Genomic DNA, 13384 nt, shown 5'->3' with positions numbered 1-13384 from the left:
TTCCTCATAGAAAAATAATTAATTATGAAGATTGATGCTAAAATTTTGACTAAAAATCTAGACCTTTGTAGGATAAGATTACCATCACCATCTATCCTTAAACTACTCAAACTTTCTTTGTGTTAGGATTCACTGTGTCTAGAACAAAATCTTCAAGACAATATGGGATAGATTCTGCCAAATGAACTCCTCAGATTCATCATGGATTGGTCGCTTAATTGGTGATAATAAGCGGTATCGCTTGGAGAAGCGCCTGGGAGGGGGCGGGATGGGAGATGTTTACCAAGCGATCGACATGCGTGTGGGTCAGCAGGTAGCATTGAAACTGCTAAAGGGAACCTTTGTAGCCTCTGAAGAAATGAGGAAGCGTTTTGAACGTGAGATTGCAGTGTGCGCTGCTCTTCCAAACGAGCATATTGTCAAAATTATAGACGCTGGAGTCACTGGAGATATTCCATTCTACGTGATGGAGTATCTGCGTGGAAAAACATTGCGAGAGTTATTGCTAAAAGAAAAGCGACTCACGGTTGAGCGAACTGTAGCAATTATGATCCAAGTCTGTCTGGGTTTGCAACTGGCTCATGAAGGAGTCACTCTATGGCAGGATGGGGCAAAAACAAGCGAGCATATCCGGGTAGTTCATCGTGACCTAAAGCCAGACAATATATTTATCATCCCAACAGAACTTGGAGAGTGGGTAAAAATTCTAGATTTTGGTATTGCAAAAATCAGGAACGAATCTTCCGAGCAAACAAATCTGACAAGTACGTTTCTCGGGACATTTCGGTATGCAGCACCAGAACAGTTGAAAGGTGATCGAGATTTAGATGGACGAGCAGATATTTACAGCTTGGGCATCATCCTTTATGAAATGTTAAGTGCAGCAGATCCCTTTGGCTTTAGTATTAAATCTCGCAGTATAAGTGAAGCATCTTGGATCTTCGCTCACACCTCCCAACCGCCTAAATCACTGCGATCGCAACCGGGATGCGAACAGTTGTCCCCAGAACTCGAAGCAGTGGTCATCAGGTGTTTGCAAAAAAATCCCGACGAGCGCTTTGCAACTGTAAAAGAATTGAATAGAGCGCTACAAGCCGTCACTAACTCTACGACTAAAGGTCACCATATCGAGATCATACCTCAACCCCGACAGCAAGAAGGCTCTAATGATGAAACAGTCCCTCGACCTTTGGAAATGAAGGGTTCTGATAAAGAAACAGTCCCTCGACCTTTGGAAATGAAGGGTTCTGATAAAGAAACAGTCCCTCGACCTTTGGAAGCAGAGGATTTTGATAGTGAAACGGCGGCTCGATCTTCACAAACAGAACAGTCAAATAATCAAACAATTGCTCGACTTCTCAAGCCAAATGGCGAGGGCGATGAAGGACAAACTCCAGCCCAGCAACCATCAGGCGGTCAAAATCGCGAAGAAACTCTCTTCCAACAACAATCGCCACAACCACCCACTGGTCAAAATCGCGAAGAAACTCTCTTCCAACAACAATCGCCACAACCACCCACCGGTCAAAATCGCGAAGAAACTCTCTTCCAACAACAATCGCCACAACCACCCACCGGTCAAAATCGCGAAGAAACTCTCTTCCAACAACAATCGCCACAACCACCCACTGGTCGGAATCGAGAACCAACTCTATTTCAGCCGCAACCTCCCTCAAACCCAGACAGTAGAAATGCTGTTAAGGAAACAAATATACAACAAAATGCAGGGCACAGAGAAGCTCGCAAACTTCCCATGAATCTGGCGATAGTCCTTGGAATCGGGATTGGGCTTGTGGTAGTGGGTGGAATAGCATACGCTTTTTCACAATCTCGCAGAGTTATCGATAAGACTCCAAGCTTACAGCGACAGGGGAACTATCAGGAGTGTATTTCTATAGCAGAACTCGTACCGGCAGATTTCAACCTTGACACAGAAGCTCAAAAATACCTAAATTCTTGCCGAATAGAATACGCACGGAAATTAGCGAATGAAAATAAGTTAAAAGAGGCAATTGAAGAAGCACGCAAAATTCCCCAGACGAGTCCCCGTTATCAAGAAGCTCAAAAAAACATCGCATAATGGGCAAAAATTTAGAGATTTGCCGACTTTCGTATAATTCACTAGGAAAAGCAACGACGATATACTTACTTTAGTGTTTTGTATCAGCCTTAAATTCAATTGGGGAAAGACAAAATTCGACGAAAGTCTAATATTCTATAAAACTTAGGAAGTGAGATAATCTTCAAAAAGCTTCAGTATACACCTGAGAAACGCCGCAATATGGTAAGTTAACGCTTGACCCAAACTGTGGCCACTAAAGGTGGACGGCTGAATACATTAGAATTTTTGGAGCAAATGGAAGCTTTAAGTTGGGCAATTCTTGTGGCTACATTTTAGCAATTGGCTAAAGAATTTTGGCGTCAAAAAGACACACCTATCTAAATACGATATTCATATAATTGTTCCTAAATGAAGTCTATGTCGGTACCTCGTGCAAGACTCGAAATTATTAAAGACGATAAATTGCAAAAGGAATTCTTACTCGACCAGAACGTTGTAGGTATAGGTCGTGAAGAAGAAAACACTGTCGTTTTGAGCGAAGCCAATGTCTCTCGGTATCACGCTGAACTCAATTGGAATGGCGATCGCTACTTTATTACAGACCTCAGCAGTTACTGCGGTACATGGGTGAACCAAGATAGAGTCAACCCCCAAGTACCCATACCCCTTACTCATGGAGACACTATCCGCATTGGCTCTTTTGACGTGCGTTTTTTGACGGATGTCAATGTTCTACCCCCGCAGATGCCTGTTAACAGACAAGAGGCTACAGTCTTTGAACCTCCTGCAAACTCAACTGCCATAGCGTTACCAACGACGGTACTGGATTTACGAGGACGCTCTTCTTTTAGCATAGGACGCGATCGCAAAAACGATATTGCCATTGAACATCCTACAGTGTCGCGTTTCCACACCCATATAGAACGAAAAGATGGTTCGCTTTACATTACTGACCTAAGTTCGACTAACGGCACTTTTGTAAATGGTAAGCCAATTCATGAGGCTCGTCTTTTGAGAGCGGGAGATACTATCCGCATAGGACCGAGTCGCATGGTCTTACATACGGATGAAAAAATTATACGAGAAGACGAACAAGGAAATCTGCGGCTTGATGCTGTCAACCTCAGAAAAGTCGTGGGTAAGGGCACGACATTACTGAATGATATTTCCTTATCAATTATGCCACGGGAGTTTGTGGTGATTGCAGGAGTCAGTGGTGGTGGTAAATCAACTCTGTTAGATGCTCTTAATGGCTTCCGCCCTGCCACAAGTGGCTCCGTATTGGTTAATAATACAGATTTATACAAAAATTTCAATGCTTACCGGACTCAACTCGGCTATGTTCCTCAAGATGACATCATTCACAAGGAATTAACAGTCCGTCAAGCCCTTGACTTTGCTGCCCGTTTGAGAATGCCAGCTGATACGACTGATGCAGAACGACAACAGCGCCTGAATGAAGTCCTCGACGATCTGGAGTTGACCCACCGACAAAATGTTCCCGTAAAAAGTCTCAGTGGTGGTCAACGCAAACGAGTCTCTATAGGTGTGGAACTTCTTACTAAGCCCAGCCTCTTCTTTTTAGATGAAGCAACTTCCGGTCTAGATCCGGGAACCGAAGCTCAAATTATGCGGCTTTTGCGTAAATTGGCTGACCAAGGTCGCACCATTTTACTCATCACTCACGCAACTAAAAATGTCACATTGTGCGACCTCGTAGTTTTCTTAGCTAAAGGAGGTCGAGTTGCCTACTTTGGATCACCACAAGAAGCAATCCAATACTTTGGAGTGCAGGAGTTTGATGAAATTTACGACAAAGTCGAGGACGAACTGTCACCAGAAGAGTGGCAAAGGCGCTACAAAGAATCACCTCAATATCAAAAATACGTTGTTGAGCGTCAAAGTATTTTGCCACAGCCGCAAAGTGACGCACAGCAAGGAAGACCAAAGCAGCAACACTCAGCCAGTCAAACAAAGAACATATCTGGTTGGCAGCAATTTCTCATCTTATCCCAAAGGAATCTAGCTATTTTGATGCGCGATCGCGCAAGCTTAATACTGATGCTGGCGATCGCACCCATTTTAGGAATACTAGACTTTATCACTTGGCAAAGAACTTTATTCGATCCTGATAAAGGAGATGCAGGTCAGGCAATCACCATGCTCTTTACGACAGCTTTAATTGCCGTGCTAGTGGGAAGTTTAGCAACAATGCGCGAAATTGTCAAAGAAGTGGAAATTTATCGGCGAGAACGCGCAATTGGGTTGCAAATCATACCTTATATCCTCTCTAAAGTCTGGATTGGGGTGCTACTGGCTTTGTATCAAGCAGCGATTTTTTTACTTACCAAAAAACTAGCCGTAGAGATTCCTGGTGGTGCAGAAACTTTGGTGAGTATGTATGTGACCTTAGTACTTGCCACAATTGCTGGCATGGTGATGGGGTTACTAGTATCAGCTTTGTCACCAAACCAAAACATGGCACCCTTGCTAACAATTATTTTCTTAGTTCCCCAAATCACCTTTGGTGGTGGAATGCTACCCCTCAACAGTTTTGGTATGCCAGGTCAACTTATTAATCACATTACTCTCACAAAGTGGTCTTTTGAAGCATTAGTCACCATTACTGAACTAGGTCGCGACGTTGCTGAGGATGAGTGCTGGCAACTATCAGAAGCCCAGCGCAAACAATTGACAGACACAGAAAAAAATCAACGCTGCAAGTGTTTGGGTACAAAACTTTTCCAAAGTTGTAAATTTCCCGGATTGAAAGCCAAATATGATCCTGTCGTGGATCAACCAGAACCAAAGAAGCCAAAATTTCCAGGCAATCCACCAAGCGAACCGCAAAAGTTATCGGAATATAAGGAGAAGGTAAATGAATACAATCGAGAGATAGAAAGCTGGCAGAATAAATACAGTGATTGGAAGCAAAAATATCAAACTGCCATTGGAGCAGCAGAAGGAGTCATCGATAGATTTTATCAAGATTATGGGGAAATGTTTAAGGTAAATGTCACCAAGCATTGGACGATTTTAGGCTTAGTGATACTGGCCATGTTCGGTATTCTTTTAGGCGTGCAACAGCGCAAGGATATCATTTAGTCAAAGATATAACACTAAACTTGTATATTTCTCTGTTTCCAGTGTGGAAAAGCTTAGGAAATTGTTTCATCTATGCAATCAGCTTCAGTTAAAGCATAAAATAATCGCTATATGGAAAATCGTTTGATTAGTGCCAGTGTTTCAACTCAAAGCGTAACCTTTCAACCAGGTGGCGAACCAGCTTGGTTTGATGTTATTGTTAACAATGACAGCAATCAGTTTGCTGATTTTCAACTAGAAATTCTTGCAGCTGGATCTACCAATACTCCAGGATACCGTTGGTACATGTTATCACCAGAAGTCGCTTCAGCACAACCTCCCGGTAGTACAACTCCATTCCGTATCCTTATTCAAGACACTCCCATACCTGGATTTGTGGGGACAGTCAACCTCACAGTCAGAATTTACTCGCCTCAATTACGCACAGAAACCAGAGTGGTCGTGCGTTTAAAAATCGAGCAAGGTGACAGACCTACACTTTTAAGGGTGGAATTACCTGTGGTACGCGTTCAAGTTTACCCTCAAAATTCTGTTGATGTACCAGTGCGGGTACGAAACTTAGGTCAAACACCAATTGACGTTGTTCTCAATTTTCTCGATCTTGATCCATCTTGGATAGTTAAACCCTTACAACGACGGGTGATGGTAGATCCATTAGGTCAAGCAGAAACAACTTTCCAATGCCAACCTCCATCAGCCAATAAAATCCTCAGTCAGGACTATATATATACAGTAGAAGCCACGAGCCGGGATAATATATCGGCAAAAGCTCAAGGCATTCTGGAAGTTTTACCAATAGGTTTTGTAGAGTTTAGTGTAGATCCCCAAAAACAAATTATTCCTAGCTCGCGTAGATGGTTACCTAACTGGAAGTCTAAATCAACCACGTTTAAACTGCTCTTCAAAAATGCTAGTAATTTACAACAATATGTCAATGTGGAGGTTCAGGGTAGAAACTACCAAAAATGTCATTTCCAAGTGATACCTGAAAACGCCGAGCTTAATATAGGAGAAACAACTCCAGTTCTCTTAAAGGTGACAACAAAACGACCTTGGATAGGATGGGGAAAAACTCTACTTTTTGAAGCCAAATCTATATTGTCTAACCCTAGTTTAGGTAGTACAGATCCTGCTACCCAAATTCTTGAGTTGCAGGTTTTGCCGATAATTCCTCTGTGGTTGCAACTTGCAATTTTAGCACTACTAGCAGCACTATTAGCGTTACTGCAAAGACTTCCTCCTATAGTTACACATACTGACAACGTCCGGGCAGTTCGTTTTAATGGCGATCTTACCCGAATTGTCAGTGGTTCACAAGATTGCACGCTTCGGAGTTGGAAGCTTGACTCAAATATCTTAAAGCCACAAGGACGTGTACCTGAAAAAGCGCCTGTTGCCTGTGGCAAATCTCAAAATCCTACGGGTTTGTTGGGAGTGACTAATGTTCCGGTGTATTCCTTGCGCTTCATGCCACAAGATAGCAACCGTGTGGCAGCAGGTTTGGAAAATGGGGAAATTCAACTGTGGGATTTACCTACAGAGCAAAAACAATTACGTACAAAGCCAAAACAAAAACTGAAACCGGCTGGCGTAAACATGAAATTTGGTCAAGTTTTTGACCTCCTCTTTACTAAAGACTCCCGTTCGCTCCTGAGCGGGGATGGCAGTGGCAAGATATTATTGTGGGAAAGGCCGTCTCCGAATGGGGATTTCGCTTCCAACTATAAACTCATTATTGACCTAGAAAAACAATTTAATCAAAGTTACCAAATACAAGCTTTAGCTCTTAGCCCTGATGAAAAAACATTAGTGGCTGCTGGTAGCCATAGAAGTTTCTTTATAATTTCCAATTGGAACACCAAATATCCACGTGTTTTAGAACAAAAAGCACGTGATGGTCAAGACACCCCTGAGAACAAGTATATTCACAGCATAGCCTTTGCTCCAGATTCCCCCAATATCTTAGCAACGTCTGATTCTTTTGGATTCATTGGAATATGGGATTTAAGGCAATGCTTGACTAACGTTGCTTCAAAACAACAGATTCAGAAAAATTGTGCTCAGCAACTTGATAGGTGGGATACACGTAGTGGCGGTGTGGTACGCAGTATCGCATTTGTAAACTTCAATCAGGATGGCGGCAAACTGGTGAGTGCTGGAGATGACGGACGCATCATGCTTTGGTACTTAACCCCAAAAGGAATGCTGGACAAAAAATTCTCAAAAGGTAATAAAATTTACCCAAATTTCAACCAAAATTCCCTTGGAATTTCAGCTATTGACTTAAATCTAAAAGACCAAATCGTCGTCAGTGGCAGTGTAGATTCCCAAGTAAAATTACACTCGATCAAGTAACGGAGTCGATGGATGCAAGCCAAACCCAGTCCGTTGTATGTCATTATTAATCCACCAGGCGTTCAAGATGGAATGCCTGGTGATACCTTGGAGGTTCATGCTGTCATCATAAATCAGGGTGACCAAAGTGCTATTATAGATGTCTTTTTTGATGAAGGATTTCAAAGCATCGATCCGTCGTTTGTTCCTCCTCGCGAACGTTTGGCACTCAGTCCTCAACAAAGTAACGAGGTGAGTTTTGAGTTTCAAATCCCATTTAACGCTCAGCCAGGAACCTATCACTATACTCTAGTTGTAGACGCCCCCGAGCATTATCCACAAAATACACCGATACATTTTGCTCGCCAAGTTAGGGTTCTGCTGAAAGAACAGACTGCGATTCGAGCAAATGACCCCACTTTTTCACTCCAGCCCACCACAAACCCTCACAACCAACTTATTTATAAGGGCAATCCTTTACAGATTGTTGCTACAGTTGAAAATCGCTCCTTACAGGTAGACAGTTTCCGCTTAGTTTGTCCAGATTTTGAAGAAGATTGGATCACGATTCGTTATCCTGCAACTGGTTTGGAAGCACAGGGATTGCTCTTGGATAGAAACAAACTAGAACTCAACCCCAGTTCAGTTGGTCAAATCTTTTTGCAATTTCATCCTCCTGCTAATACCCTCGCTGGTAGTTACTCCCCTACAATCCGGCTGTATTCTCGCAACTCTCCAGAGTTAGTTCTGCTAGATTTGGTATACATACAAGTTCCAGAAACATATCATTTGGGTGTTGAGTTAAATACCCTTTTGGGAAAAGTCAGTCGCACTTCTGGGAAGTATGAGGTGAAAATTGCTAACCAAAGCAATCTGGTGCGCGAATTGAGGGTAAGTGCCAAAAGTTGCGATGAAGAAGAACTTTGCACGTATAAATACGCTCCTCCACAAACAAAAGTGTTTCCCGGTAAAAGTAGTGCCGTGTCTTTAGAGGTTAAGCCTAATCAATGGTGGCGGCGACCATTTTTTGGGGAAGGTCTTGTTATCAACTTTCAAATTGACATCGAAGATATACAAGGATTACCCGTTCCAGAAACACTACCAAAGGGAACTTTGGTGTGGAAATCCCGTCCTATTTGGCAATTATTGTCGCTGATTTTGATAGCTTTAGGATTAGTTGGAGGGGTAGCGTTTCTCATTTGGCGGCTCTTAAATCCCGACCCTTTAAGATTGGAAGATTTGAGATCTGATAGCTCTAGTTATCGAGAGGGTGATCAGAGCATAACCTTAAGTTGGAATATATATAATTTTAATCAGTTGAAAAAGTTAGAATTAAAAACTAATGGACCAGTACCCAGCAAGCCAAGAGTTTTTGACTTTGGTAAAGGAATTCCTGATGAATTAGATAAAAAATGCAGCAAGCTACAACAAGAAGTACTATCATGCAATGAATTTAAAACAGATGCAACAACACCAGGTAAGTATTCTTTTGAGTTAACAGCAGACCTTCGTAATGGTAAACGTGTTACTGCTAAAACGTCTGAAGTTGAAATTGTTGCGTTACCTGCACCAGAGGTTGTTAGCGTTCGTCCAAATAAATATGATTATATCAAAGGTCAACCAATCCTTTTGAGTTGGGACATTAAAAATCCAAAACAGCTTTCCGTACTTAATATTGTTACCAAACAAGATGGTCAAACACCCGTTGGACAACCAATAACTTATACCTTCAAACAGGGTAATAATTGGGCAATTCCCAGTCAACTCAATAGTCCACCTGTCAGTCAACCTAAAAATTCACTTAAAGGTCAGTCTAAAATTCCATCTAAAACTCAATCTAAAAATCTGTGTAGTTTACAACAAATTGAACAAAATGAAACGCTTACTTGTATAAATGTTCCTGTAGCAAGTTCTACCACAGCAGGTAAGTACTCTTTTGAATTACAAGCTTGTTATAAGTCTTGCAAACAACCTAATTCTAAATCTATTGAAGGAATGATTGAAGTCAAAATCAAGCCTACGAAGATTGTTTATTTCAGACTTAATGGAAATGAAGAAAGAACACGGAACTTGGAAAATGGTCAACCTCTTATTTTGGAGTGGAAAGTTGAGGGGGATGAAGAAATTAACGTTTATCTGTCAACTGAGGGAAGAAAGGTAAAGCCTTTAGGCAAAGTAGAAACTAAGGCAATTAAAGCCTTAGAACCCAAAATTGAACTGATTGTGACTGATAAATCTGGTAAACCTTTGGATAACAGAATCTTTTCAATTACAGTTATTGATAAACCTGTTTCAATACCCAAAACTCTAATCCCTAAAAAAAACAATGAACGTCAGCCCGCTCCACAACCTGTGGCTCCTAATTCAAATCTTTAGCTCATTGATACAGTATTCAACATGGAGGTAAAAAAGTCGGGAGTGGTGCATTCGGAACAAGTTAAAAGTGAGTGAATTTTGTCAATACATCTTTGAGTATAAATAAATGTGTATAAGAATGATAATCGTGCTGTGGGGGAATGGGGGAGAAAGAGATTTTTCTTGCTGCTGTTAAAGAGTGCAAACTTACCTTGGCAGACTAATACTTAACTCCTGGGTATGTAAGCAATATCCAATTTTTCCATCGCCTTACGCTTGGTTTCGTCCCCGCGCCGGTCATACTTTGCCGTCGTCGTCGGGCTAGTATGTCCGGCAAGTTGCTGTACCGTTACTATATCAGCCCCGCTATCAAATAAGTCAGAACAAAACGTCCTTCTAAAATCATGGGGAGAAAACCGCTCAACTCTGGCTTCTAATGCGCGTTTTCGCACAATCATGAACACCGCTTGGGGAGTCATGCGCTTGTAATCTCCGATAAATCCCCCCTTGCGAATCGGATGCAACAAAGGTCCCGGTCTGCTACCGCGTATCGTAAGCCAATCAGAAATCGCTGCAATTGCAGTGGTCGGCATATACACCGTCCGGTCTTTCTCACCTTTACCGCTCAAAATTTCTAACGCACCAGTTGTCGCATCAAAATCTTTCAAATGCAGCGCCACCACTTCCGCCCTTCTTAACCCACACCGCAGTAGTGCAATTAACGCGCTATCCCGCACACCCAGCGGTGAGGAGTCAGCTTGACAAACCCGAATGAGTGCAGTAATTTCATCGGGTTTTAGTCGCCTACCTCGTTGCTTTTTACTCGCCTTAATACTGCGTAAATCTACAGCTTTTTGGTAGTCAGTGGCACTTATGAGGTCGAGTTTGAACGCTTCTTGCAACACCCTCCTTAACGCACATAACATTTTATTCGCTGTTGCTGGGGCGTGTTTTTTCATCAGAACAGAACGAACAGCAGCGGTGTGTTGATACCTCAATGCTGCCCAGTTTAATGTCATCGCATCGCAGTCGCCGTTGCTCAACAAACCCGCGATCGCGTTGAGAGCTTGTTCCATAGTCGGGCGCGACCCAGGTGCAAGACTATCGAGATACACCGCCGCTGGGTGTAGCGTCAGTGGTAATGGCTCGCTTAGAACTAGCGCCGGAACTGAGGGTGCGCGCATTTTTTTATCAGAACTTGTATTCTAGTCAATCATTCTCCCACAGTTCGTGCATCGCAATTGCCGTTCGTCAAGCATTGTTTGCATTTCTTTATTATCGAAGAAGGGAATAGGGAACGCTTAACGCTTAACGCTTAATAGGGAACAGCGATTATTGGGAACGCTTAACAGTTTTCCGCAATTTCGGCGTTCCTGTTTCCGGGAGTAAGAGACCCCCCATAACTATCAAGTGGTATGTTTGGTGGTGGGGTATAAATCTCCATCACCAAACCCCCTTTGTTAAGAGCCTCGAAGCAGTATCCACCAGCAAAGAACAGAACTGTGTCTTGTGGGTATATCATAAAGATGTTTTGCAGCAATTGCTTTGAAATTGGAACGAGTGAAATCGATAGAGTTATGTACAGGTGCTGGAGGTTTGGCGATGGGCTGTGCCAAGGCGGGCTTTCATCATCTGGCACTTGTGGAACTCTCTAAGCACAGTTGTCACACGATCCGTGAGAATCAACGGCTCGGGATTGCCCTTTTGGACGACTGGCATATTCACAATATGGATGTGACAGATTTTGACTATTCCACGATTTCGGAAGAAATTGACCTTTTAGCTGGTGGTCCACCTTGTCAGCCCTTTTCAATTGGCGGTAGGCATGGTGCTTTTCTCGACAAACGGGATATGTTCCCCCAGTTCTTCCGGGCAGTACGCGCATTACGCCCCAAAGCGTTCCTGATTGAGAATGTACGTGGATTACTGCGTCGTAATTTTCAAAAATTTTTTGAGTATATTATCTTACAGCTAACCCATCCAGAAGCTCAGCCCAAGCCGGATGAATTTTGGGCTGACCACTTGGCACGACTGGAGCGTCATCATAATAGTGGGAAGAGCGATGACCTTGAGTATCACGTTACCTTTAGATTGCTCAATGCAGCTGATTATGGCGTACCGCAAAAGCGGGAGCGGGTTTTTATTGTTGGCTTTCGGTCTGATTTGAAAGCAAACTGGTCTTTCCCTGAACCAACACATACGAACCAAGCGCTTATTTGGCATAAGTGGATTACTGGGGAATATTGGGAACGCCACAGCATTTCCAGTAAAGAGCGTCCCCAGATGAGCGCCAAACTTCGTAGCCGTCTGCAACGTACTGGTGCAAATTTGTTGGGTAGCATGAGCGCCCCTTGGTGTACTGTCCGGGATGCGATCGCTGACTTGCCACCTCCCGAAAACACTGATATGGCTTCACATATACCCAATCACATTTATATTCCGGGAGCCAGATCGTACCCAGGACATACGGGCAGCCCTTTAGATGAACCAGCCAAAACCTTAAAAGCAGGGGTGCATGGTGTCCCTGGTGGGGAAAATATGCTTGCCTTGCCTGATGGACAAGTTCGCTATTTCACGGTGCGAGAGGCGGCAAGGTTACAGACGTTTCCTGATGATTACTACTTTCCCTGCGCTTGGGGTGAGTCAATGCGTCAAATTGGTAATGCTGTTCCTGTTACCCTTGCTTATTTGATTGCTTCTAGCATCCGCAGCCATTTACGTAAAGTCTGCCACGGGGATACTCTCCGTGGCGAGCTTTACAAGAACTAACACTGGCAGGAAAATTGTAGTTGCTGTAAGTGCAATTATTATTCATGCCATTAGAGGTCTTCCAAGCACCAGCCACGTTACGCGAACAGTTAATTGAATTTCAAGCTAGACAGCAATGCCAAGAACTCACCGAATTAGAACAGCACAAAGAAGAGTTGGCGGGCTATGTTGGCGTTTATTTACTTTACTATCGAGGACAATTTCCTTTGTACGCAGATATTACTTATGCGAACCAAAACTCATGCTGTATGCCGATTTATATTGGCAAAGCGGAGAATCCTGGCAAGCGTACTGGGAAAGGAAACGTTACTGGAGGGCTAGTTGGGCGGTTAAGAGAACATAGGAACTCCATTCGCACTGCACCCAATCTTGATGTTGCCGAGTTTCACTTTACAGTCGTGGCGATGGCAGTGGACTTGGTTGCTTGGGGCGAAGCGATACTGATAAGACATTTTCAGCCTGTTTGGTGCAGTATTATTTCTGGCTTTGGTATCCATGCCCCTGGTAAGGGACGCTTAGCACAGATGCGTTCGATGTGGGATGAAATCCATCCAGGACGGTTGTTTGCCGAACAGTTACCAGCCAATCCGGTTACTGTTGCCAGCTTACAGCCGCAAGTGACGCAGCACTGCCAAAATATATGTGCGCGGTTGGGATGCCCGTCGAAACCGTCGGAAGATGCACGAGGGAAAGGACGACTTCCTAGTAAATAATTCTCTCACGGTTCGTGCATCGCCATCGCTATTCGTCACTCGCCCT

Annotated in this window: 7 protein-coding genes; 6 read left to right on the top strand and 1 reads right to left on the bottom strand. The window is 43.3% G+C overall.

What is annotated here, in order from left to right; translation table 11 throughout:
- The first annotated feature begins 181 nt into the window (after positions 1-181).
- The 4 genes from DP114_RS33630 to DP114_RS33615 all read left to right on the top strand — a co-directional run bounded on the left by DP114_RS33630 (position 182) and on the right by DP114_RS33615 (position 9877).
- Positions 182-2080: a serine/threonine protein kinase gene (locus DP114_RS33630; protein WP_172195416.1), complete on the top strand. Its 1899-nt coding sequence runs from the start codon at positions 182-184 to the stop codon at positions 2078-2080.
- Positions 2081-2479: 399 nt separating this feature from the next.
- A complete protein-coding gene (locus DP114_RS33625; protein WP_169264109.1) occupies positions 2480-5167 on the top strand; it encodes an ABC transporter ATP-binding protein/permease in 2688 nt (895 codons plus the stop codon).
- A gap of 111 nt (positions 5168-5278) precedes the next feature.
- Complete coding sequence (locus tag DP114_RS33620; protein ID WP_169264108.1) at positions 5279-7522, top strand: WD40 repeat domain-containing protein; 2244 nt, start codon at positions 5279-5281, stop codon at positions 7520-7522.
- 12 nt (positions 7523-7534) lie between these two features.
- Positions 7535-9877, top strand: a complete 2343-nt coding sequence (locus DP114_RS33615; protein WP_169264107.1) for a COG1470 family protein — start codon at positions 7535-7537, stop codon at positions 9875-9877.
- Positions 9878-10083: 206 nt separating this feature from the next.
- Here the strand turns inward: DP114_RS33615 and DP114_RS33610 are convergent, their stop codons facing one another.
- A complete protein-coding gene (locus DP114_RS33610) occupies positions 10084-11040 on the bottom strand; it encodes a tyrosine-type recombinase/integrase (protein ID WP_169264106.1) in 957 nt (318 codons plus the stop codon).
- Positions 11041-11416: 376 nt separating this feature from the next.
- Between DP114_RS33610 and DP114_RS33605 the strand changes: the two genes are divergently transcribed.
- Complete coding sequence (locus DP114_RS33605) at positions 11417-12625, top strand: DNA cytosine methyltransferase (RefSeq protein ID WP_169264105.1); 1209 nt, start codon at positions 11417-11419, stop codon at positions 12623-12625.
- Between the two features lie 44 nt (positions 12626-12669).
- Positions 12670-13338: an Eco29kI family restriction endonuclease gene (locus DP114_RS33600; protein ID WP_169264104.1), complete on the top strand. Its 669-nt coding sequence runs from the start codon at positions 12670-12672 to the stop codon at positions 13336-13338.
- Positions 13339-13384: the final 46 nt, after the last annotated feature.

Origin of the sequence: Brasilonema sennae CENA114 (assembly GCF_006968745.1) — a bacterium.
GTDB classification, from domain to species: Bacteria; Cyanobacteriota; Cyanobacteriia; order Cyanobacteriales; family Nostocaceae; genus Brasilonema; species Brasilonema sennae.
Note: the sequence above shows the minus strand (reverse complement) of the source record. Positions and strands in the feature narration are given on the sequence as shown.